The sequence below is a fragment of the Allobosea sp. P2_B12 genome (assembly GCF_056404835.1).
Window position 1 is genome coordinate 100,567 of sequence record NZ_JBFUDG010000004.1, and the last position, 21,671, is coordinate 122,237.

At 66.3% G+C, this 21,671-nt stretch carries 28 protein-coding genes; 15 read left to right on the top strand and 13 right to left on the bottom strand.

Annotation, left to right across the window (positions count from 1 at the left end; translation table 11 throughout):
- Positions 1–4 precede the first annotated feature (4 nt).
- Positions 5–280, top strand: a complete 276-nt coding sequence (locus AC1DYU_RS12120; RefSeq protein ID WP_476791849.1) for a hypothetical protein — start codon at positions 5–7, stop codon at positions 278–280.
- A gap of 28 nt (positions 281–308) precedes the next feature.
- Here AC1DYU_RS12120 and AC1DYU_RS12125 read toward each other — a convergent pair whose 3' ends face one another.
- Positions 309–1,034: a hypothetical protein gene (locus tag AC1DYU_RS12125; RefSeq protein WP_476791850.1), complete on the bottom strand. Its 726-nt coding sequence runs from the start codon at positions 1,032–1,034 to the stop codon at positions 309–311.
- Between the two features lie 199 nt (positions 1,035–1,233).
- Here AC1DYU_RS12125 and AC1DYU_RS12130 point away from each other — a divergent pair, with 199 nt between their 5' ends.
- The 7 genes from AC1DYU_RS12130 (at position 1,234) to AC1DYU_RS12160 (ending at position 6,183) form a co-directional block, all read left to right on the top strand.
- Positions 1,234–1,683 (top strand): hypothetical protein, encoded by a 450-nt coding sequence (locus AC1DYU_RS12130; RefSeq protein WP_476791851.1) that lies wholly within the window; start codon positions 1,234–1,236, stop codon positions 1,681–1,683.
- 283 nt (positions 1,684–1,966) lie between these two features.
- Positions 1,967–2,899, top strand: a complete 933-nt coding sequence (locus tag AC1DYU_RS12135; protein ID WP_476791852.1) for an SGNH/GDSL hydrolase family protein — start codon at positions 1,967–1,969, stop codon at positions 2,897–2,899.
- 98 nt (positions 2,900–2,997) lie between these two features.
- Positions 2,998–3,729, top strand: a complete 732-nt coding sequence (locus tag AC1DYU_RS12140; RefSeq protein WP_476791853.1) for a peptidoglycan-binding protein — start codon at positions 2,998–3,000, stop codon at positions 3,727–3,729.
- A gap of 51 nt (positions 3,730–3,780) precedes the next feature.
- A complete protein-coding gene (locus AC1DYU_RS12145; RefSeq protein ID WP_476791854.1) occupies positions 3,781–4,083 on the top strand; it encodes a hypothetical protein in 303 nt (100 codons plus the stop codon).
- 3 nt (positions 4,084–4,086) lie between these two features.
- On the top strand, positions 4,087–4,557 hold the full coding sequence (locus tag AC1DYU_RS12150) for a hypothetical protein (protein WP_476791855.1): 471 nt from the start codon (positions 4,087–4,089) through the stop codon (positions 4,555–4,557).
- Positions 4,558–4,584: 27 nt separating this feature from the next.
- Entirely contained in the window at positions 4,585–5,160 is a 576-nt protein-coding gene (locus AC1DYU_RS12155) for a hypothetical protein (RefSeq protein ID WP_476791856.1), read from the top strand.
- A 171-nt stretch (positions 5,161–5,331) separates the two neighbouring features.
- Positions 5,332–6,183 carry a DNA adenine methylase gene (locus AC1DYU_RS12160; RefSeq protein WP_476791857.1) on the top strand — a complete coding sequence of 284 codons (852 nt, stop codon included), beginning with the start codon at positions 5,332–5,334 and terminating at the stop codon, positions 6,181–6,183.
- Between the two features lie 80 nt (positions 6,184–6,263).
- On the opposite strand, the gene AC1DYU_RS12165 is transcribed toward AC1DYU_RS12160, so the two are convergent.
- Genes AC1DYU_RS12165 through AC1DYU_RS12180 form a run of 4 tightly spaced genes read right to left on the bottom strand, consistent with a single transcriptional unit; the run spans position 6,264 to position 7,370 of the window.
- Complete coding sequence (locus tag AC1DYU_RS12165; protein WP_476791858.1) at positions 6,264–6,527, bottom strand: DUF7696 family protein; 264 nt, start codon at positions 6,525–6,527, stop codon at positions 6,264–6,266.
- A 26-nt stretch (positions 6,528–6,553) separates the two neighbouring features.
- Positions 6,554–6,724, bottom strand: a complete 171-nt coding sequence (locus tag AC1DYU_RS12170; RefSeq protein ID WP_476791859.1) for a hypothetical protein — start codon at positions 6,722–6,724, stop codon at positions 6,554–6,556.
- A gap of 20 nt (positions 6,725–6,744) precedes the next feature.
- Positions 6,745–7,119 (bottom strand): hypothetical protein, encoded by a 375-nt coding sequence (locus AC1DYU_RS12175; RefSeq protein ID WP_476791860.1) that lies wholly within the window; start codon positions 7,117–7,119, stop codon positions 6,745–6,747.
- Positions 7,116–7,370 (bottom strand): hypothetical protein, encoded by a 255-nt coding sequence (locus AC1DYU_RS12180; protein ID WP_066611607.1) that lies wholly within the window; start codon positions 7,368–7,370, stop codon positions 7,116–7,118. Before AC1DYU_RS12180 ends, AC1DYU_RS12175 begins: the two co-directional genes overlap by 4 nt.
- Before the next feature lie 58 nt (positions 7,371–7,428).
- Between AC1DYU_RS12180 and AC1DYU_RS12185 the strand changes: the two genes are divergently transcribed.
- Together AC1DYU_RS12185 and AC1DYU_RS12190 are read left to right on the top strand one after the other, a co-directional pair.
- Entirely contained in the window at positions 7,429–7,824 is a 396-nt protein-coding gene (locus tag AC1DYU_RS12185; RefSeq protein WP_476791861.1) for a hypothetical protein, read from the top strand.
- On the top strand, positions 7,817–8,548 hold the full coding sequence (locus tag AC1DYU_RS12190; protein ID WP_476791862.1) for an SOS response-associated peptidase: 732 nt from the start codon (positions 7,817–7,819) through the stop codon (positions 8,546–8,548). The genes AC1DYU_RS12185 and AC1DYU_RS12190 overlap by 8 nt, the downstream gene beginning before the upstream one ends.
- Here AC1DYU_RS12190 and AC1DYU_RS12195 read toward each other — a convergent pair.
- Positions 8,532–8,666 (bottom strand): hypothetical protein, encoded by a 135-nt coding sequence (locus AC1DYU_RS12195; protein WP_476791863.1) that lies wholly within the window; start codon positions 8,664–8,666, stop codon positions 8,532–8,534. The genes AC1DYU_RS12190 and AC1DYU_RS12195 overlap by 17 nt on opposite strands.
- Positions 8,667–8,853: 187 nt before the next feature.
- A complete protein-coding gene (locus AC1DYU_RS12200; protein ID WP_476791864.1) occupies positions 8,854–9,963 on the bottom strand; it encodes an extracellular catalytic domain type 1 short-chain-length polyhydroxyalkanoate depolymerase in 1,110 nt (369 codons plus the stop codon).
- A gap of 197 nt (positions 9,964–10,160) precedes the next feature.
- Between AC1DYU_RS12200 and AC1DYU_RS12205 the strand changes: the two genes are divergently transcribed.
- A complete protein-coding gene (locus AC1DYU_RS12205) occupies positions 10,161–10,904 on the top strand; it encodes an aspartate/glutamate racemase family protein (protein WP_476792098.1) in 744 nt (247 codons plus the stop codon).
- A gap of 11 nt (positions 10,905–10,915) precedes the next feature.
- Here the strand turns inward: AC1DYU_RS12205 and AC1DYU_RS12210 are convergent, their stop codons facing one another.
- Positions 10,916–11,833, bottom strand: a complete 918-nt coding sequence (locus AC1DYU_RS12210; RefSeq protein WP_476791865.1) for an NAD(P)-dependent oxidoreductase — start codon at positions 11,831–11,833, stop codon at positions 10,916–10,918.
- Between the two features lie 97 nt (positions 11,834–11,930).
- On the opposite strand from AC1DYU_RS12210, the gene AC1DYU_RS12215 reads away from it, so the two are divergent.
- On the top strand, positions 11,931–13,007 hold the full coding sequence (locus AC1DYU_RS12215; RefSeq protein ID WP_476791866.1) for a LacI family DNA-binding transcriptional regulator: 1,077 nt from the start codon (positions 11,931–11,933) through the stop codon (positions 13,005–13,007).
- Positions 13,008–13,023: 16 nt separating this feature from the next.
- Here the strand turns inward: AC1DYU_RS12215 and AC1DYU_RS12220 are convergent, their stop codons facing one another.
- From AC1DYU_RS12220 to AC1DYU_RS12240, 5 genes are all read right to left on the bottom strand, one after another.
- Positions 13,024–13,926: an NAD(P)-dependent oxidoreductase gene (locus AC1DYU_RS12220; protein ID WP_476791867.1), complete on the bottom strand. Its 903-nt coding sequence runs from the start codon at positions 13,924–13,926 to the stop codon at positions 13,024–13,026.
- Between the two features lie 164 nt (positions 13,927–14,090).
- A complete protein-coding gene (locus tag AC1DYU_RS12225) occupies positions 14,091–14,936 on the bottom strand; it encodes a carbohydrate ABC transporter permease (protein WP_476792099.1) in 846 nt (281 codons plus the stop codon).
- Between the two features lie 76 nt (positions 14,937–15,012).
- Positions 15,013–15,975 (bottom strand): carbohydrate ABC transporter permease, encoded by a 963-nt coding sequence (locus tag AC1DYU_RS12230; protein ID WP_476791868.1) that lies wholly within the window; start codon positions 15,973–15,975, stop codon positions 15,013–15,015.
- Positions 15,976–16,097: 122 nt separating this feature from the next.
- The gene (locus tag AC1DYU_RS12235) at positions 16,098–17,399 is read right to left on the bottom strand and encodes an ABC transporter substrate-binding protein (RefSeq protein ID WP_158483451.1); all 1,302 of its coding nucleotides are present in this window, start codon (positions 17,397–17,399) and stop codon (positions 16,098–16,100) included.
- 193 nt (positions 17,400–17,592) lie between these two features.
- On the bottom strand, positions 17,593–18,648 hold the full coding sequence (locus AC1DYU_RS12240; RefSeq protein ID WP_158483452.1) for a sn-glycerol-3-phosphate ABC transporter ATP-binding protein UgpC: 1,056 nt from the start codon (positions 18,646–18,648) through the stop codon (positions 17,593–17,595).
- A 268-nt stretch (positions 18,649–18,916) separates the two neighbouring features.
- Between AC1DYU_RS12240 and AC1DYU_RS12245 the strand changes: the two genes are divergently transcribed.
- The 3 genes from AC1DYU_RS12245 to AC1DYU_RS12255 all read left to right on the top strand — a co-directional run bounded on the left by AC1DYU_RS12245 (position 18,917) and on the right by AC1DYU_RS12255 (position 21,652).
- Positions 18,917–19,678 carry a FadR/GntR family transcriptional regulator gene (locus AC1DYU_RS12245; RefSeq protein WP_158483453.1) on the top strand — a complete coding sequence of 254 codons (762 nt, stop codon included), beginning with the start codon at positions 18,917–18,919 and terminating at the stop codon, positions 19,676–19,678.
- Between the two features lie 184 nt (positions 19,679–19,862).
- On the top strand, positions 19,863–20,834 hold the full coding sequence (locus tag AC1DYU_RS12250) for a 2-hydroxyacid dehydrogenase (RefSeq protein WP_476791869.1): 972 nt from the start codon (positions 19,863–19,865) through the stop codon (positions 20,832–20,834).
- Positions 20,819–21,652, top strand: coding sequence for an AprI/Inh family metalloprotease inhibitor (locus AC1DYU_RS12255; protein WP_476791870.1), 834 nt, complete (start codon positions 20,819–20,821; stop codon positions 21,650–21,652). The genes AC1DYU_RS12250 and AC1DYU_RS12255 overlap by 16 nt, the downstream gene beginning before the upstream one ends.
- Positions 21,653–21,671: the final 19 nt, after the last annotated feature.

Here is a 21,671-nt window from a genome sequence, read left to right on the forward strand (position 1 = left end):
GATCATGACCGACGATCAGGAGGCGCCGCTGTTGGCGTCAGAGACGTTGCGCTTCATCGGCACGGGCCGCGTCGCCCAGCTGCTGCAGGCGCGCAAGGACGGCGACGGGATCTGGTCATACCGGGTTCATTACGAGGGCTTCGGCGCGCTCGACCCGGCCGCACCGCCGGCGGTGCTCGCCGGGCGCGTGACGGAATCGGTCGACGGGCCGGGCTTCTGGTTCCCGGCCGGGAGCTTCGTCGAGGGCCGCGCCGCGCTCGGCCTCGAGGCTGGCGGCTGAGGCCCCACGCACCGTGACCTCCCTTGGGTCACAGATCCCTAGGTCGGGGCGGCGGTAACGGCGTCAGTTTGGCTTTGCGCTTGGCCATCTGGTTGGCCCGCCGAGACTGTTCCCTAGACAAGGACGGCCCGGTAGCCTGATCGGCCTGATCATTCGGTGGCGTCGCAATGTGATTGTGAATCGAAATCGGCGGCGCAGGAGGCACATTGACGATGACTTGCGCAGGCGGCGGCGGATTAAACAAAGTATATATTCCGGCCGCCCCTCCTCCGAAAGCGACGACTTCCTTTGCAATCTTACCCGCAACGATGGCCCCTCGAAGAAACTGTTTCAGTCCGTGCGAAGCGCCAATGCGTTTGATGGCATCAGCGGACTCCTTCGGCAGGTGAGCGGCGATCTCAGACGCTGCCTCAGTTTCTGAAATGGCGTCGGCTTGGACCTTTTGCGCTAATTCCTCGACCTTGGAATAAGCTCCAGGGTTCGTCGCGCGCAGAATTTCGAGGTCGCGACTGACGATATTATTGTAGATATTGATCAGCTGTTTAGTTTGAGGCGCGGCTCTTTCGACCCTAAGCAATCTGTCATCGTCAGGTCTGTTGGAATATTTCCCGACGCCGATGGTCGCGGGCTTTTTGCAACTTGGGCAGGATATCAGGCTCGGCCCCAGCGCCTCGATTGAAGAGCCTCCTACTACGCTAAGGGGAGAGCTGAACATTAAGCCGCAGTGAGGGCAGTGAGCCGGAATATTAGCCATGACCTGAAGGGTTCCGTAGTTGCGGCGTTTCCAGATTTCAGCGCCAATATTTAAAGAACTATCTTAGCTGCCCTAATGTTAGGCCGCAAATAGTCCCGCTTTTTTGCCGGCGTTTTCACACTTGCTCCGTCCGTCGCCGATGGAAGCGATTAGCCCAGCCGCCTTCGGGCGGCTTTTTCATGACCGGAAGGATCCGAAGATGAAACGCCTCGCATTTGCGCTGGCGGCGCTCACCTGCGCCGCGCTGCCAGTTCTGGCCGCCGACAAGATCCAGGACAGGGCCGGCACAGCGTTCAAATGGAAGGATATGGGCGACGGCACCTATGCCGAGCAGCTCTATATCGGTGGCGGCGCAGTGGCCGGCCCGCTTCCGGCGACGATCGCGGCCGGGCAGGCCCGCATCGCGGTCACGGCAACCGCCGTCTGCCTCGCCTCGGCCGCCCTGGTCAACGGCATCGTCGTCAAGGCGCTTGCAGCCAATGCCGGCGCCATCACGATCGGCGGTTCAGGCGTGAATGCGACCGCGGACGGAACCGGCAACGGCTACGTGCTGGCGCCGGGCGAGGCGATGAGCTTCGCGATCCCCAATGCCAACCTCGCCTGCATCAACGGTGCCGCCGGCGACGGCGTCTCCTTCGCCGGAAACTGAGCCCGCCGATCCCTGAATCGCGAGACCGATCATGACCCGCTTTCTTCGGGCGCTTTGCTGCGCCCTCTTCCTGGTTGCCCAACTCGGCGGCACCGTGCATGCGGTGCCGCCGACCGCCACGCCGAGCGCTTCTCCCGGCAGCCTTACCGCGGTCCTTTTGGCGGGCGGGCGCGGCCCGGTCATCTCAGCCGGTTCCGGCAATGCGACCTTTTACGACCTGATCAAGCCGATCGTGCTCCCGCCCGGCACTTTGAGGCCGGGCGCCATGCTCGACTTGGCGATCTTGTTCGACTTCATCTCGTCGAACGCCGGTCGCTCTGTCCAGGTCACGCTGAACAACGTTCTCGTTGGGCAGTCCTACCCGACAGCGGCGGTGTTCAGTCTGAATTCCAGGCTGCAGTTTTGGCCGGCAAACGACCTCTCCGGCCTGATCGTCTATTCGCAGAACCTCAACGACGCCTTGTCGCCTGCCGTGGTCTCTGCATCGCCCTTCGGCACGCGGGCCTCTGTCGGGACGCTCGTCGCTGTCGACGTATCGGGAACGGTCACGATCCGGGTGCAGGCGAAGCCGGTCAACAACGATCAGGTGCGGATCGCTGGCATTAGCCTGACGCAGAGTCGTACTCTTGCTGGCCCCGCCGCGCTGGTCCCGAACAACGCCATCCAGGCATGGGGCGACAGCCTGACCGCGGGCACCGGCGCGACGGCCGCGATCGCCACAGCCGGCGGCTGGCCGACTCAGCTGCGCGTGGCCCAGCCCGGCCGCCCGGTCACCAATTACGGCATCGGTGGGCAGACGTCGCAGCAGATCGTCGACAGGATGGTCGCGGACAAGGTTGCCGGGCGCGGCCCGATCATCGTGGCATGGCTCTGCCGAAACGACGTCGGCGTCGCTGCAAACCTGACGACGACTTGCCTCGCGCAGCATGCCAGGGCCGTGGCCAATCTGGCGCCCGGCGCGGTCTACTTGCCTGCGACGATCATACCGGCCTCGACTGAGACGACAGGCTCCGGAAACCACAACGCGATCCTGGCGGCCAATGCCGCCATCAAGGCTGCCTATCCCAATGCGATCGACCTCTTTGCCGCCCTCGCGACCGAGCCGGATGGGACGGTCGCCGCTGCGAACCGCTTCGATAGCATCCACCTCAACGACACCGGATACGGCATCGTCAAGGACACTGTCGCAGCGAAGCTGACCGCACTCGGCCTGTGACGTTGGTCGAGGCCGGCATCATCTTCCTGGCCTGCCTCGCCGCGTTCCTCGCGCTGGCCGAGCGCGCGCCGTCGATCGACTGACCCCGGAGCATCACGATGAATATTCGCGACGTGCAAGCGGCGCTGCTTTCGCTCGACATCAATCCGGGTCGCGTCGACGGCAAGCCCGGGACGAAGACGACGGCGGCCGTCAAGGCCTTCCAGCTTGCCTATGGCCTGGTCGCGGACGGCATCGCCGGACCGCAGACGAAGATCGCGCTGGCCCGCGCCATCGCTGCGGCCAAGCCCGGACGAGCCGAGCCGGACAAGTCCGCCATGGCGGCGGCGGTGCCGGCGACAATGGACGGCCAGGTTGGCGCCGCGCCGCCGCAGAACGTCGCCAGCCTGCAGCTGCTGGCGACGGCGCGCGCGATCGACGAGATCATCTGGCACTGCACCGCCACGGTCGAGGGCAAGGATTATACGGTCGCGGACATCCGCGCCTGGCACAAGGCGCGCGGCTTCAGCGACATCGGTTACCACTATGTCGTCTACCGCGACGGTCGGATCATGCTCGGCCGGCCTGTCGGCCAGCAGGGCGCCCATTGCGCCGATCACGGCAAGAACAAGGGCACGATCGGCTGCAGCTATGTCGGCGGCGTCGCGGCCGACGGCAAGACGCCGAAGGACACCCGCACGCCGGCGCAGCGCGCCTCGATGCTCTGGCTGACGCAGCAGCTCGCCGCGAAGCATCCCGGCATCAGGCGCGTCACCGGACACAACCAGTACGCCGCCAAGGCCTGCCCGAGCTTCGATGTCCGCAAGGACGCGCTTGGCCGCCTCGGCTGACTTCTCACCCGCAGCGGCCGGGCTCGCCGCTCAACCCTCCGGAGATCCATCATGAAGAAAACCGTCCTCGTGGCGATCGCTTTCGCTGGCCTGCTCGCCGCCTGCCAGACCATCGACGCCCGCATCGCCGAGATCAGCGACCGGCTCGCCGCGCGATGCGTCGAACTCCAGTCCGCCGTCGCGGTGGTCGACCTGGTCGCTCCCGAGAATGTCAGGTCGGCGGTTGGCCAGGGCCGCATCGTCTTCGATCGCTTCTGCGCCAAGCCGCCCCGCACAGCCGCCGAGCTCGCCATGGCCATCGGCGAGATCCTGCAGGCGAAGCAAACGATCGACGCCGCCAAGAAGGGAGCCTGAACCATGGTTCGCCTTTGCACGGTTTTTGTCGCCGCTTGCCTCGCCCTCCTGTCCATCGCGGCCGTCGCCTCGGCGCAGACGCCGTCCACCGGCTCGGCCCTGTTCGAGATCGTCAGGCCCTTCCTCGTCGAGATCGCCAGCGTGATCGTCTCCGGTGCCGTGCTCTGGCTCGTCGGTACGGTGAAGGCGAAGTTCAACATCGAGATCGACGCCCGGCACCGCGACGCGCTGCAGGCGGCTCTCACCAATGCGGCGGGTCTCGTGATCAACCGAGCGGGCGGCATGGCCGGGGCCCTGGCGCTGCCGAGCCGCAACCCGATGATCATCGAGGGCGTCGACTATGTCGTGAAGAGCGTTCCGGACGCGCTCAAGCATTTCGGCATCACGCCCGAGGCAACCAGTGCCGTCCTGGCTGAAAAGCTCGAGGCGAAGATCGGCGTGATGGTGTCGACCGGCGCCGCGGCGCAGGCGTAAGCGAAACTCTGGCCGGAGCCTGCGCCTATGACGGAAGCCCCGAACTATGACCGCCGCCTCGGCAAGGTCGAGTCTGATATTCTGCTGCTCAGTGCGAGCATGGAAAACCTGAGCGGCGATCTCAGGAGCTTCCGAAAAGACTGGGCGGAGAAAGCCGAGGAAGACCGTGCGGCGCATCGATCGGCCCGACTTGGCCCGGCCCAGCTCGTCGGCATGGGGGCCGCGCTGGTGACGATGACGGCGATCCTGCTCGGCGGCCTGATGTATCTGATCAATGCGCAGGTCGGCACGACCCGGGCCGATCTCGCCGCCCGGATCGACTCGGCCAATCAGGGCGCTTCTGGCCAGCTCGCCCAGGTCGGCCTGACCGTGCGTGGGCAGGGCGACAGCGTCACGGCGCTCAACACGGCCCTGCAGCAGCTGCAGCGGGAGCAGGCGCTCGATCGCGTCAAGCTGGGCCTGGTCGAGCAGGCGGCGGCCCTGAACAGCCGATTCATCGATCAGGCCCAGGGCTACGATGCGATGATGGCCCGTCAGGACGAAAAGCTGAGAGCGATGGAGCAGTTCCTTCGCGACCAGGCGGCCCGCCGACCGGGTTCGTGATCCCCAATATTCAGCCCCGCTGATCGGCGGGGCGACCCGGCGCTGACACGCCGTATCGCCGCGGGGCCGCCTTGGCAGAAGGTCCCGCGAAGCCTGACCACGTCCGTGAAGGCAACCCGCCGAGCGCACCGGTGCGCGCTCGAAACGTTGCATGTACCCGGATCGTTCTCAATGCCTGAACCTGACATGCGCACCGTTCATCCGGTGCGTCCGCCCGCCGCCTATATCGGCGGCAAGAAGCAACTCGCCGCCCGCCTGGTCGCGATGATCGCGGGCGTCGAGCATCATACCTATGCCGAGCCCTTCATTGGCATGGGCGGCGTCTTCCTGCGACGCCGGTCAGCGCCGAAGGTCGAGGTCATCAACGACATCTCGGCCGACGTCGCGACGCTCTTTCGCGTCCTGCAGCGCCACTACGTGCCGCTCATGGATCTGTTGCGCTTCCAGTTCACCAGCCGGCGGGAGTTCGAGCGGCTGCTGGCGACGGATCCGGCGACGCTCACCGATCTCGAGCGCGCTGCGCGCTTCTTGTATCTGCAGCGCGTCGCTTTCGGTGGCAAGGTGACCGGCCGGAGCTTCGGCGTTTCGCCGGGGCTGCCCGGGCGATTCGACGTCACGAAACTGGCCTCGATGCTCGCCGATCTGAACGAGCGTCTTGCGGGCGTCATCATCGAGAACTTGCCGTTCGGCGAGTTCATCGGGCGCTACGACGGCGCGGGCGTGCTGTTCTACCTGGACCCGCCCTATGCCGGCGGCGAGGAAGACTACGGGCCGGCCGTGTTCGACCGGGCCAGCTTCGCGCGCCTGGCCGAGCAGCTTGCCGGCATCAAGGCAGGGTTCATCCTGTCGATCAACGACACGCCGGCGATTCGCCGGATCTTCGGCGCCTTCGATATCGAGCCGGTGACGCTGTCCTATACGATTGCGAGCGGAGCGGCGACCGAGGCGCGCGAACTGATCATCACACCGCGATCGCTGGTGATCCGCCCGCCGACGGCGCCGGGGCTATTCGACCGGCAGTGAAAGAGCCCGGCCCCGCTTCGGCGGGGCCGGGCTCTTTTTGCGTTTCGGGTCAGGAGGAGAGGTCGCGGCTCTTTTCCGTTTCAGTTGGGCTTCACGAGGCGCCCGTATCGATCGATCTCCTCGCGGAGACGAGCCACCGCGGCCTCGCCGCGATGGCCCTTGATGCCACGCCCGTCGCGATCGGTCGTGCCGGGCACGCCATCGAGGAAGTCGTTGCGCTTGGCGAGGGGCATCGCGGCCAGATAGGCGATCTCGCACTCGTGCTGCCATTCCCCCGAGGAGAGGCCGACATCCCGGCCAGCGAGATAGGAATAGGTCATGCGCGTGTCGCGGCGGGCAGGCATGGGGCGGTCTCCGAATCGGTCGGAGATTAGCCTGTGGCGGCCGCCGGGTCCTGCTTTGCGTCCCAGCGCTCGACGGCTTCGATCAGCATCTGCAGCCGGGTTTCCTCCGGGGTGTCCTCGGGCGCGCCGCTGAGCTTCTCGATGAGGTTCATGGCTATCTCGCGCTCGTCGGCGGATTTGATCGTGATGTTCGTCATTGTGGCGTCCTCCGCGCCGTTCAACCGTAGCCGCCGCGTTCGGTTCCGGCGCGCTGCCGCGCCCAGCGTTCCTCCTGCGCGCGAGACCAGGCGCAATGCTCGAGGTGCAGCCGCCAGCCTTCATCGCCGATCGCCGGGCGGACGATCTCCCAGGCCGCGCGGAAGGCGATCATCGCCTCTTCACGCGTGGCCGCCGCGCCATCGGTCGGTCTGACGCCGTTCTGGAAGCGGCCGGCATGCAGGTGCATGACCCAATGCCATGAGACCGGCTCGTCGGAACGGCCCCGGTGCTGGACGATGACCCCGATCCCCACATCGTCGCAATAGACCGACCAGCGCAGGTCCGGGTCGTCGTGCGGAAAGTTGAGGGCCTGTCGTCGCAGGCTCAGGCTCACAGCGCCCGGATCTCCTCCTCGAAGGCTTCCGGGATCTCGCCATGCCGCGCCAGCACGGCGAGCGCGCTGACCTCGCCGGTCTCGTCATCGGCGGTGACGTGGATGACGGCCAGCCCCTCCGCAGTGCGGCCGAGGCGCTCGCCGTCGCGAAGGGCGTGATGCTTGGTCTTGGCCAGCACGCGCTGCCCCGGAACCAGGCGCTTGCGATGCGTCTTGAACGGCTGGAGGAAGAACGTCTCGACGCTGGCCATGGCTTGACTCCCGAACCTGTTTGTTCTGATTTCGTTCTCATAGCCGAGGACCGAAATCATGTCACCAGCCGGGCCGCCTCGGCCGAACGAAAACACGTCGCTGCGCGACTATCCCTATGTCGTGATCCGCTTCCGCTGCCATGTCTGCGAGCGCGGCGGCGATGCGCGGCTGGCGACGCTCTCGGCGAAGTACGGCTCGCAGGCGCTGATCGGCTATCTGCTGCAGCTCTTCGTCGCCCGCTGCCCTTGGGACCCGCACAATCCCGCCCGCAAGCCGCAGAAATACGGCATGCGTTGCGGCGGCTATATGCCGGACCTACGCTCGGGCCGCCCGCCCGACCTGCCGCCCTCCATGACTGGCCTGACCTTGATCGAGGGCGGCAAGCCGGACATGCTCCCGGCCGAGCCGGCGCCGATCGAGCGCCGGCGCAGGGTGGGCGAAGCCGATGTGTAACCTCTACAGCCTGACCAAGGGCCAGGCCGCGATCGTGGCGATGGCGCGGGCCATGCGCGACACCGCCGGCAACCTGCCGCCCATGCCCGGTATCTTCCCGGACTATCGGGCTCCGATCGTCCGCAACACACCCGGCGGCCGCGAGCTAGCCATGGTGCGCTGGGGCATGCCGTCGTCGAAACAGGCGATCTTCCAGGCGGCGACGAAGCGGGCCGACAAGCTGCGGGCGAAGAACAAGCCAGTGGAATTCGACGAGCTGCTGCGGATGGAGCCGGACGGCGGGACGACAAATGTCCGCAACACCGCCAGCGCGCATTGGAAGCGCTGGCTCGGCGTCGAGAGTCGCTGCGTCGTGCCGCTGACCAGCTTCAGCGAGTTCGACCATGGGTCAAAGCAGGACGTCTGGTTCGCGCTCTCGCCGGATCGGCCGCTGACCTTCTTCGCCGGCATCTGGACGCCGCAATGGACCGGCGTGCGCAAGATCAAGACCGGCATGGAGACGACGGACCTGTTCGCCTTCCTGACGACCGAGCCTAATCGGGAAGTCGGTGCGATCCATCCCAAGGCGATGCCGGTGATCCTGACGGAGCCGGAAGAGATCGAGACCTGGCTGACGGCGCCTTGGGAGCAGGCGAAGGCGCTGCAGCGGCCCTTGCCGGATGGGGCGCTGGTCGAGGTGGCCCGCGGTGTGAAGAAGGACGGCGAAATCAGCGCGCCAGCTTGATCACCACCACGATCAGGACGACCGCGGCGATCAGCAGGATCGGCTTCAGCAGGAACCACCGGCGCCGGCGGCGTTGCCCGTACAGCTCCGGGTCGGGCAGGTGAGGGTTGATGCGCATCCACGCCGCAATTCGATGCCGGGTTTCGGAATCCCATTGGTCCACCGGAAAGTGGGAAAGTCACCCTCCGCAAGCCTCATGAAACGACATAGCGGTTCGATTTCCCACCGACAGCTATGTCATTGATGTCCGCCAGTTGATGTTCCCCGGCCAGGGGCACCATTCGGTTCGACTGCGAGCGTATTCGCTAGCGCATCAGGCCCGCCGCTCTCAACGCATCCTCGATGATTTTGGCCGGACCCGACTTCGCCGGTTTCGTGCCGTCCGGTCGTAGGCCACTGTTCTGATGCCGCATCGCGGCAGCCGTCGCCGCTTCGGTCGTGAGATTGTCCTGCGCGGCAGCCGCGACTGGCTCGGCAAGCTGCCAGAACGCCGCGATATGGCGGGTCGATGAGATGCCTGCGTTCAGCATGAAGGCGCCGGGCATGCCGATGCCGTCTCCGGTGTCGAGCGGCGTGCCATGACCCATGCCGGCGATCGCGAAGGTCTCGATCCTGGCCACGCCCGCCGCGTCGCGCCAGATGCGCTTCGTGTGACCGGCGACAGTGGCCGTTTCGCTCGGTGCCGGCGCAAGCCCGTGGACGCCGCGCCATTGCGACAGGATCGCCTCGCTATTCGCGGGCACGACAGTGTGATCCTGCGTGCCATGCCAGACCGAGAGCGTCGGCCAGGGCCCCGCATGACCGGACGCGTCGCGAACGGCGCTCTGCAAGGCCGCCTCTCGCGGCAGGCTCTGGCCGCGCATGCGTTCGAGCGCCTCCGGGACCGTCGATGCGCAGCCGAAGGGCAGTCCCGCGATGATCGCGCCGCCGGCGAATATCTCGGGATAGGTCGCAAGCATCGCCGCCGCCATCGCGCCGCCGGCCGACAGGCCGGTGATGAAGACCCGGCGGCGATCGAGCGCGTGGGTCTCGATCATGCGGCCGACCATCTGCGCGATCGACATCGCCTCGCCGGCCTCGCGGCGGATATCGCCCGGCGCGAACCAGTTGAAGCAGAGATTGGGATTATTCGCCCGCTGCTGCTCCGGATACAGCAGCGCAAAGCCATGGCGGTCGGCGAGCTGCGACCAGCCCGAGCCATGGTCGTAATCGGCCGCATTCTGGGTGCAGCCATGCAGTACCACCACCAGCGGAGCGCCCGGCGCCAGACCATCGGGCAGATGATAATAGGCCTTGAGCGCTCCCGGATTGGATCCGAACCCGGCCAGTTCGCGCAGGCGGGATGGCCGGGCGGCGGGCCGGCCCATGCCCCTGGCAGCACTCAGGCGGGCGATCGTCTCGGAGAGGCTGGGCATGATGCACTCCTGCGCCGGCCGGCCCGGAATGGCGCCAGCACGCTTCAGGAACGCAGCCATAGCGGCTTTTGTTGCAATGCAACATGGTCATCAAATCGGGTGACGAGTGTTTCGCCAGCATTGCCTTGCCGCGCCTCCATGATCGACAGTAGGCCTTGGTCTTCGGGCCGCCCGATATTGCCATCCTCGAGGCCACCTTGCGCATCCTGCTGATCAATCCCAACACGACGGCGGAGGTGACCGCCCTGATGGAGCGGGTGTTGGCGCCGCATCTGCCTGCGGGCGTGAGCCTCGTACCGGTCACCGGCCGTTTCGGGGCGCGCTATATCGCCAGTCGCAGCGCTGCGGCGATCGCCGGCCACGCCGCGCTCGAAGCCTATGCCGAGCATGGCGGAGATTGCGACGCGGTCTATCTCGCCTGCTTCGGCGATCCCGGCCTGTTGGCGCTGAAGGAACTCGCGGATGTGCCGGTCATCGGCATGGCCGAGGCCAGTTGCCTTGCGGCCTCAGTGCTGACGGAGCGCTTCGCGATCGTCACCGGCGGCGAGCGCTGGGCGCCGATGCTGCGCGAATTCGTCACCATGCTGGGGCTGGGCGACCGGCTCGCGGCGATCGAGACCGTGACGCCCACCGGCGCCGACATCGCGCGCGATCCCGACAATGCCATCGCGCTGCTGGCGCAGGCCTGCCGGATGACGATGGAGCGTGACGGCGCTGGCGCCGTCATCCTCGGCGGGGCCGGCCTTGCGGGGCTTGCAGGCCGCATCCAGCCGCATCTCGACGTGCCCGTGATCTGCTCGGTCGAGGCAGGGATGCAGGCGGTGCTGGCCGCACTGCACCACCGGCCTGTGAAGCCAGCGACCGGCGATCTCGCCTTGCCGGCCCCGATCGCCAGCACCGGCCTTTCCGACAGCCTCGCCGAACGGCTCGCCCGCCCCTGAGCGGGCGGCGTTCAGCCCTTCTTCGCGAGCGATATGCCGTTCTGCGACGCCACCCAGTCCGACAGCATCGGCACGTAATCATCGCCCTTGCCGGCGGCCACGGCCGTCGCGAAGCTGTTCTTCACCGCATTGCCGATCGGGTTGGGGACACCAGCCGCATTGGCGACGCTTTCGAGATAGCGCACATCCTTCAGCCCGTTGACCAGTGTGAACTTGTGGGCGTCGCGGTCACGCTCCAACACATACTGCATGAAGGTCTGGTAGAAGCCGCAATCCATCCGGCTGCCGCGCAGCACGCTGTCGAAGGTCTCAGGCGTGATGCCGATCTTCGAGGCCAGCGCCAGCGCCTCGGAATAGATCGCCGCATAGCCCATCGAGAGGAAGTTGTTGAGCAGCTTCATCTTGTGGCCGTCGCCGACCGGGCCGAGATGCACGACCTTCTGGGCCCAGGCCTCGATCGCCGGCTTGATCCGGGCGAAGACCTCAGGCGTCGTGCCGACCATGGCGGACAACTGCCCGAGCGCGGCCTGCGCCGGCGTGCCGCCGAGCGGAGCGTCGGCCAGATGCAGCCCCTTGGCCTCCAGCTCCCCCGCGATCCGGACCGTGACCGTGGGGTCGGAGGTCGAGCAGTCGACCACGACCGTGCCGGGCTTGGCGCCGGCGATAATGCCGTCGGGACCGTTGACCACCGCCTCGACCTGGGCCGAGCCGGTCACGCAGAGGAAGATGACCGTCGCGTTCTGCGCCAGTTCCTTTGGCGTCTTGGCCTCCTTCGCGCCGGCCGCAACCAGCTCCTCGACCGGCTTGCGGTTGCGGTGGCCCATCACCGTCAGCGAGAAGCCCTTGTTGAGCAGGCTCTGCGCCATGCCCTGGCCCATCAGGCCGACGCCGATGAAGCCAACGGATTCTTTGGTTGCGGTCATGTTCAATTTCTCCTGTTTATATGAGAATGACGTGTCGATGTGACGGAACGCCCGACCGGGAGCTGGTCGCCAGATCATGTGTCCGCCTCCGGAGAAGAGCGTCATGACCAGCAGCGGCCCCCTCGGTGCCGGCTCTCCCGTCAAGCCACCGAAAGCCGCCCCGGGCGGCCGGGCGCGCGTGACGCTGCAGATCATCGCCGACCGACTCACCGTCTCGACCGCGACCGTCTCGCTGGCGTTGCGGGGCTCCCCGCTGGTGGCGGAGGCGACGCGAGCCCGCGTCCAGCAGATGGCCCGCGAGATGGGCTACAGCTACAATCGCAGCGCCGCCTCGCTCCGCACCGACCGCACCAACATCCTCGGCGTTGGCTTCCACGACATCACCAACCCGTATTTCGCCGAACTCCTCGCCGCGATCGAGGAGACCACGACGGCCAATGGCCGCTCGATCCTGCTCGGCACCTATGGCGAGGACCTCGCCCGGCAAGACCGGGTGCTGGGCACGCTCAAGGAATACCGGCCCGACGGCATGATCCTGTGCGCCGCGGGCGGCAGCACGCAGGAAACCTTTGCGCATCTGATCGCGGCCGGCGTTCCGATCGTCCAGCTCTCCCGCGAGGTCACGGACACCCTCGATTTCGTCGGCTCCGACGACCGCCACGGCACCATCCTGGCGATGGAGCATCTGATCGGGCTCGGCCACCGCCGCATCGCCTTCATCTGCCAGAACCAGCGCATCTCGACCGGCGCGAACCGTTATCGCGGCTATTGCGAAGTCCTGACCCGCTACGGGATCGCGGTCGATCCGAGCCTCGTCTATCCCGGTCACGGCACGCGCGAGAACGGCTCGAAGGGTATCCAGGCCGTGCTCGATGCATCCGATCCGCCCACCGCGGCTGTCTGCATGAACGATCTCTCGGCTTTTGGGGCGATGCTGGGTTTGCGCCATCGCGGGCGCGAGGCCGGCATCGATTTCTCGATCGTCGGCTGCGACGATGTCCAGGAAGCAGCGCAGTGGTATCCGGCCCTGACGACGATCCGCAATTTCCAGGACGAAATGGGGCGCACATCGGCCGAGTTCCTGATCAGCCGCATTGCCGAGCCGGACGCCCCGCCCCGCCGCCTGCTGCTCAAGCCGGAGCTTGTCGTCCGGGGCACGACTACGCCGCTGCGGAGCTGAGGCGTAAGACCGCGTTTCAGGCATCGTTCGCGGGCTTGGCGTTGAGGGCGCGATAGGCACGCACCACCTGCGAATCGTCACGGCCGCCATGGCCGAGCCCGGACGACGCCAGGAACATCTGGTGAGCGGCAGCCGCCAGCGGCAGCGCGGTCTTGGCGGCCCGCCCGGCATCCAGGACGATGCCGAGATCCTTGACGAAGATGTCGACCGCGCTCGCCACCGCCGGGTCCGGCTCATGCATGCGCGGGCCGCGATCCCTGAGCATCCAGGACGAGGCGGCCGAACCGCCCATGATCTCGAACAGAAGCTTGCCGTCGATGCCGGCCTTCTCGGCCAGCGACAAGGCCTCGGCCGCGACCGCGATGTGAACGCCGCAGAGCAACTGGTTGACCGTCTTCACGGTCGCCCCCTGGCCGGGGGTCTGGCCGACATGGAAGACCTTGTCGCCGAGCGCCTCCAGCACCGGTCGCGCCCGGTCGAAGCTTAGTTGGGGCGCGCCGACCATGATCGTCAGGGTCGCGCCCCGCGCGCCCACGACCCCGCCGGAGACCGGCGCGTCGACGAGATGGCGCCCGCTCTTCGCCACCTCGGCGGCGATGGCCTCGACCTCGCCCGGCGGGCAGGTCGCCATCAGGATCACCAGCGCGCCGGGCGCCAGGGCGTCGAGCGCCTTCGCTTCGAACAGCACCGAGCGGGCCTGCGCCGCATTGACCACCATCAGCACCAGAACCTCGGCGCCCTCGGCCGCAGCCTTCGCACTGTCGGCGCCATGTCCGCCGGCCGCAATCAGCGCCTCGCGCGCGCTCGCGCGCATGTCGAAGCCGGTGACGCGGAACTGCTGCTTGACCAGGTTCTCGGCCATCGGCGCGCCCATGGCGCCGAGGCCGACGAAGGCGATGGACGTGGGTTGGGTCGGCATCTCGCTGGCTTTCCAAGCTCCGCCGTCATCCCGGCCGAAGCGCAGTGGAGAGCCGGGATCCATTCCGGAACGGATCAGGAATAGATCCCGGATCGGCGCGGCTACGCCGCTGGTCCGGGATGACGGCGCATGTATCGAAACGGTTGGCGCAGATCTGGCAGACCTTACTCCTTCACCGCCCCCGTCATTGCCGACACATAATGCTCGACGAAGAAGGCGTAGAGGATGACCAGCGGCAGCGAACCCGCGAGCGCACCCGCCATCAGCGAACCCCAGCGATAGATGTCGCCATCGACGAACTCGTTCACGATCGCCACCGGCACCGTCTTGTTTTGCGTCGAGGACAGGAAGGTCAGCGCGTAGATGAACTCGTTCCAGCAGAGGGTGAAGGAGAAGATGAAGGCCGAGATCAGGCCCGGCACCGCCAACGGCAGGATGATCTTGATCAGGATCTGCGCCCGCGTCGCGCCGTCGATCAGCGCGCATTCCTCGAGTTCATAGGGAATCGTCTTGAAATACCCCATCAACAGCCAGGTCGAGAACGGGATCAGGATGGTCGGATAGACCAGGATCAGCGCCAGCGGCGTGTCGAAAAGGCCGACCTTGTAGATCACCGTCGCCAGCGGGATGAACAGGATCGAAGGCGGCACCAGATAAGCCAGGAAGATCAGCGCACCGACCGTGACCGCGCCCTTGAAGCGCAGGCGCACGATCGCATAGGCGGCGAGCACGCTGGCGACCAGCGAGATGAAGGTGGCGCAGGTCGCGATGAACATCGTGTTCCAGAGCCAGCGCGGATAGTCGCTCTCGAACAGCAATTTGTGGATGTGCTTGAAAGTCGGTTCCCAGGTCCAGAACGGACTGACCTTGTCCATCTCGATGAGCTGATGGTCGGGTTTCACCGCCGTCAGTGCCATCCAGTAGAACGGAAACAGCAGGACGATCAGGATCAGGATCAGCGGAATATAGGTCGTGACGACGCGCCGGGGCAGCGTCTCCAGGTAGCCCATGCCCTCGCTATGGTCGGGCGCCGCATTGCTGCCGATAGTGGCCTGACGGCCGGCGCTGTCCTGGATTGCACCAACGTTACTCATTGCTGCCGCCCTGCTGCCATTTGCGTGTCTGGAGCCCGTACCAGGCGATACCGATCGCCGCGAGCAGGAAGGGGATCATCGCCGTCGAGATCGCCGCGCCCTCGCCGAGCTGCCCGGCAATGATGGCGCGCTGATAGGACAGCGTCGCCATCAGATGGGTCGCATTGACCGGGCCGCCGCGCGTCAGCGCCCAGATCAGCTGGAAGTCGGTGAAGGTGAACAGCACCGAGAAGGTCATCACCACCGCGATGATAGGCGTCAGCAGCGGATAGGTGATGTGCCGGAAGCGCTGCCAGGGCGTCGCGCCGTCGAGCGTCGCCGCCTCGTAGAGCGAGGGCGAAACCGTCTGCAGCCCGGCCAGAAGCGTGATCGCGATGAACGGCACGCCGCGCCAGACATTGGCGAAGATCGTCGACCAGCGAGCGTTCCAGACGTCGCCGAGGAAGTTGATGTTGTGGTCGATCCAGCCGAGCTGGCGCAGCGACCAGGAGATGATCGAGAACTGCGCGTCGTAGATCCACCAGAAGGCGATCGCAGACAGCACGGTCGGCACGATGAACGGGATCAGCACGAGGGCGCGGATCATCGCCTTGAACGGCAGGTGCTTGTTGAGCAGCAGCGCCAGATAGAGTCCGATCACGAACTTCGCGGCGCTGGCGACGGTCGTGTAGAGTAGCGTGTTGAACACCGAGGTCCAGAACACGCTGTCCTCGGCCAACCACTCATAGTTCTCGAGCCCGACGAAGACGCCGTCCCGCCCGATCTTGGTGTCAGTGAAGGACAGCCAGACGCCCAGCCCCAGCGGGTAGGCCAGGAACAGGATCAGGATGCCCATGGCGGGCACCATGTACCAGAAGCCGAGCCAGTTAGGGCTCACCTTCAGTTTCTGCCAGGCCGTGCGCTCGCTTCTGGCTTGTGTCAGGCGGGCCGGCATCTCGACTGCGGAATTGGCCATCGCGGGTCCGGTGTCATGCGTGAGAACGCTCCGGCCGCAGGGCCGGACGGGTGATGTCGTGTCGCCAGAAAGATGCGAATGGCGGCCCGCCAAGGCGGACCGCCCGTCATTTAAGTCGCGGCTCAGCGATAGATGCGCTTCGCCTGCCGCTCGGCGCCGGCCATGGCGCCCTTGATGTCCTCGCGACCCGTGACGTAGTTCGCGAACATGTCGACAACCACGAAGTCGGCGATGGCCGCCGCCGCGTTCTCGCCCAGCGTGCCCAGACCCGCCGGGGTCAGCGTGCGCTTGGCAATGTCGCCGAACGGGGTCGTCTTCGGATCGGCGGTCCAGACCGGGTTCTTGTCGTATTCGCCGAGGAAATGCGACAGATAGCCCTGCGCCGCGCCGATCCACGGATTGTATTGCGGCGCGTCCAGCATGAAGGCGATGAACGCCTTGCAGGCATTGGGAACCTTCGTGAACTGGAAAGCCAGCATCGTGAAGGGCAGGTGCAGTTCAGTCGGCTTGCCGACGGGGCCGATCGGCATATAGGCATGGTTCATGTCGGCCGCCATCTCGGGCTTTTCTTTCTTGGCCGCGACATAGACCGAGATGCCGTTGACGGTGGCGTGCAGTTCGCCGGCCAGGAAGGCCTTGTTGTTCGAGGAATCATTCCACGAGGCCGTGCCGGGGATGAAGGTGTCGTAGAGCGCCTTGCTGTATTCCAGCGCCTTCGCCGTTTCCGGCGAGTTGATGATGACCTTGTTGTTCTTGTCGACGAGGTTGCCGCCATGGCTCCAGAGCATCCAGTGGATCCAGGTATTGGCGTCGCCCGAGGCGTGGCCGAAGGCCATGCCGGCCGGCGTGTTGTTGGCCTTCAGCGCCTTGCACAGCTCGAGGAAGCCGGCGGTGTCCTTGGGGAACTCCTTGAATCCGGCCTTGTTCATCGAGGAGATACGATAGTTCATCAGCGCGCCGCTGGCGGCGATCGGAATGCCGATCCACTTGCCGCCAAGCTTGCCGTAGAGCTCCGCCGACGGAGCCCAGCCGCCATGCTTCTCGCCGAGATATTTCGAGACATCGGAGAGATCCATGCACTTCTGCGGGAACAGATGCGGCAGCGAATACAGGCCCCAGACCAGATCGAGACCCTGGCCGGTGTTGGCCACGACCGATGCCTTCGGCTGCAGGTCATCATAGGATTCGTTGGTGACGTTGACCTTGGCGCCGGTCGCGGCCTCGAAGGCGGCGACGAGTTGCATGAACGCGACGTCTTCGGCTTCGACGAAGCGCTTCCAGCGCATCAGGTTGATCTTGGCGTTGGGCTCGACCTTGAAGGGCGAGGCCTGGGCCCAGGCCTTGGCATAGGCGAGCAGGTTCGTGCTGCCGCCTAGCCCGAGAGCGGCACCGCCCTTGATCAGTGATCTGCGATTCAGGTCCATCTTAATCCTCCCTGGGGATTCTGGTTTCGTCGGCTCTTGCACGGCCGTCTTGAACCGGACTGTCCGGTTTTCGGTTTCGAGGCCCATCCCGTCCGGGGGATGGCGCGGGCCTCGTCATCTGTCGCTCTCGTCTCCCCGGCGATCCGATCCCCCGCGGCAAAAGCGCGGCATCGGCGTTCAGGGACGCTTCGCCTCAATCGATCCGCTTGCCGGTGGCCGCGTCGAACAGATGCGTCACATTGGTATCGGGCGTGATCGTGATCGTTTCGCCCGGCTTGGCGGTGATGCGCTCGCGGAACACGCAGGTCAGCGTCTGACCGCCGCAGCGGGCCACGACCTGCGTCTCTGAGCCCATCGGCTCGACGACGACGACCTCGGCCTTGAGCCCGTTCGCATCGAGCTGGATATGCTCCGGCCGGATGCCGAACACGGCGGCCCTGCCGTTGGAATCGGCCGGGTGCGCGCCGATCGGCCAGACGACGCCGCCTTCGGTCTCGAAGCCGGCCGCGGTGATCGTACCCTTCAGCAGATTCATCGAGGGCGAGCCGATGAAGGCCGCCACGAACAGATTGGCCGGCCGGTCGTAGAGTTCGAGCGGCGCGCCCATCTGCTCGACGATACCGTCATGCATCACGACGATCTTGTCGGCCATGGTCATGGCCTCGATCTGGTCGTGGGTGACATAGACCGTCGTGGTCTTGAGGCGCTGGTGCAGCTCCTTGATCTCGGTGCGCATCTGCACGCGCAGCTTGGCGTCGAGGTTCGAGAGCGGCTCGTCGAACAGGAAGACCTGCGGATCGCGCACGATCGCACGGCCCATGGCGACGCGCTGGCGCTGGCCGCCGGAGAGCTGGCGCGGATAGCGGTCGAGCAGCTTGTCGAGGCCGAGGATGCCGGCGGCCTTGCCGACGCGCTCGTCGATCTCGGCCTTGGGCGCCTTCCGCAGCTTCATCGAGAAGGCCATGTTGTCGGCGACCGTCATATGCGGATAGAGCGCATAGTTCTGGAACACCATCGCGATGTCGCGTTCCTTCGGTGGCACGTCGTTGACGACGCGCGGGCCGATCCGGATCTCGCCGCCGGAGATGTTCTCGAGGCCGGCAATCATGCGCAGCAGCGTCGATTTCCCGCAGCCCGACGGCCCGACCAGGATGACGAACTCGCCGTCGTCGATGTCGATGTCGACACCGTGAATGACCTGCGTCGCGCCATAGGCCTTGCGCACGTCGGCAATCTGGACTGAGGCCATGTGGGCCCTCTCCTAATCTTCGTTTCCCATGGACCCGGTGGTCCGCCGCTTCAGGCAGAGTCCGGATCGCATCGTGTATTGGTCTGTTGCGACCGATCGATGAAGCTTTGCCGACAACAAGCACCGCGCCTCAGTGGAGAGCGCCGCGCCTTGCGTCGGATTTCATCTGCGATAAAGTCATACGATATAGACAGGCGTGTCAAGCGCCGGAGACACAGCGGAACGCCGGCTTCACCGGCACCTGCCGCAAAGGGAGAGGCGCCAGACGATGCGGGTGCGCGACTATTCGCGACCGACGACCCTCAATCCCGACCGTCTCTTCGGCCAGGTCGCCCAGAAGCTCGCGGTCGCCATCATCACAGGCGCGGTCAAGGCCGGCGAGCTGCTCCCCAACGAGGACGACCTGCGCTCCGACATCTCGGTCTCGCGCACCGCCTATCGCGAGGCCGTCAAGGTTCTGACCGCCAAGGGGTTGGTCGAAGCCAGGCCCAAGAGCGGCACGCGGGCAGCCCCTCGCGACAGCTGGAATCTGCTCGATCCCGATGTCCTGTCATGGCACTTCGAGGCCGACCCGAATGAGAAATTCATCCGCGATCTCTTCGAGTTGCGCCGTTTCGCCGAGCCCGCGGCGGCCAGGCTCGCAGCGCAGCGCCGCACGCCGGCCGACATCGCCCGGATCGAAGCGGCCTATCGCGGGATGTCCGACAACGCGCCCTATGCCGACACGACGATCCGCGCCGATCTCGCCTTCCACGAGGCGGTCTTCACCGCCTCCCACAATGCCGCCCTGCAATGCCTGGCGAGCGCAGTCGCCGCCACCGTGCAATGGTCCCTGCTGCTCAAATCGGTCGACGGCCGCGACGTCTTCATCGCCTCGCTGGTCGATCACGAACGCGTGCTGGACGCGATCATCCAGCGCGACGGTGACCTCGCATCGACCCGGATGACGGCTTTGGTAATCGACAGCCTGAACACCACGCTTGCCTTCCTGACGCCCGGCGCCTCGGCAACGATCCACAAAACCGCGTGATTAAGTCATACTATATATGCGCCATCAGCGCTTTTCCGGCGGCGCGTGGCGTGGTGGGATGCCTGGCGATCGATCGCGGCGGGCCGGCGGCTTTCGTCGAGCCGCCATATCCGACATCTAATCGATTCATATTCGTCGAATCAAGCCGTCAGACCATCACCCGAAGCCTATGGAAACGCTCGCCATGACCCGGCCCAACGCCACTGAAATCCTGATGACCGGCCCTCTGATCGCCTATGCGGCCGACCAGCTGAAGGCCAACTTCACCGTCCACGAACTCTGGAAGGCCGAGGACAAGGCAGCCCTCCTTCGCGAGGTCTCCGGACGCGTGCGCGGCATCGCTGGCGGCGGCCATATCCGTATCGACGGCGCGCTGTTCGATGCGCTGCCGAAGCTCGAGATGATCGCGAATTTCGGCGTCGGCTACGACAATGTCGATGCGGCGGAGGCCGGCCGTCGCGGCCTCGTCGTCTCCAACACGCCCGACGTGCTCACCGACGAGGTCGCGGACCTCGCCATCGGCCTGCTGATCGCCACGGTCCGGCAGCTGCCGCAGGTCGATCGCTATCTGCGCGAGGGCAAGTGGCTGAAGGCGCCCTATCCGCTGACCACCTCGCTGCGCAAGCGCACGGTCGGCATCGTCGGCCTCGGCCGCATCGGCAAGGCCGTGGCGCACCGGGTCGAGGCCTTCGGCCTGCCGATTTCCTATCATGGGCGCTCGCGCCAGGCCGACGTGCCCTATCGCTACTATCCCTCGCTGGTCGAGATGGCCCAGGATGTCGACACGCTGATCTCGGTCGCGCCGGGCGGCGCCTCGACCCATCACATCATCAATGCCGAGGTTCTGAAGGCGCTCGGCCCCAACGGCGTGGTGATCAACGTCGGCCGCGGCACGGTGATCGACGAGAAGGCGCTGGTCGAGGCGCTGCAGAACAAGACCATCCTCTCGGCCGGCCTCGACGTCTTCGAGGACGAGCCGCGCGTGCCGGCAGAACTCATCGCGATCGAGCATGCCGTGCTGCTGCCCCATGTCGGCTCGGCCTCGGTCCACACCCGCGAGCAGATGGGCCAGCTCGTCGTCGACAACCTTTTGTCCTGGTTCGACGGCAAGGGCCCGCTGACGCCGGTGGCCGAGACGCCGTGGAAGAAAGCCTGAGCGCCTTGCGCGGCGCGACGCTGCACCGGTCCCTGCTGCTTGCGGGGAGCATCGTGCTCGTCGCTCACGCGGCAGCATCGGCGCAGACCGCGCCCATCCCGCGCGGCGCCGACAAGGCGCCGCCGGCGATTGCCCCGCTGCTCGGCGCCTGGGATCTCGAGCAGATCGGCGCCTCGCGCAAATGCACGATCACGCTGGGAGCGGAGGACGCGGCGCATGGCCGCCAGTTGCGCTTCCCCGCGACCTGCCGCCGCGCCTTGCCGGTGCTCGACGGCATCGCCTCCTGGAATGTCGGACCAGATGGAGCGCCGCGCCTCAACGACGCACTCGGCAAGGCGGTCATCGCCTTCCGCGAGAACGGCGATGCCGGCCTTCAGGGCAAGGGACCCGACGGCAAGGACTACGGGCTCGATCCGAAGGCCCATCCACGTGCCGCCCGCCGCCCGGCCGTCAGTCGGGCGGAAGCCGCAGCCACGGCTGCCCAGCGCCCGACTGTCGTCGACCAGGCCAGCGCACCCTCGCCTGCAAGCCTGCCCGGCCGCTACGCCGTGATGCGTCAGCCCAATCGCGAGACCTGCCGCGTCGTCCTGGGGCCGGCTCCTGCCGGCGTGCAAGCCCGCGCCCCTGCTGCCTTCGAGGGCCATTGCCAGGATACGGGGCTGACAATCTTCGACCCCGTCGGCTGGCGCTATGAGGCGGGCCGGCTCGCCCTCCTCGCGCGCAAAGGCCACAGCGTCGAACTCGTCTTCGAGAGCGGCCAGTGGCGCAAGGACCCCGCGGTCGGCGCGCCGCTGCTGCTGCGCAAGCTCCAACCCTAAGGCCGACGCCTTGCATCCG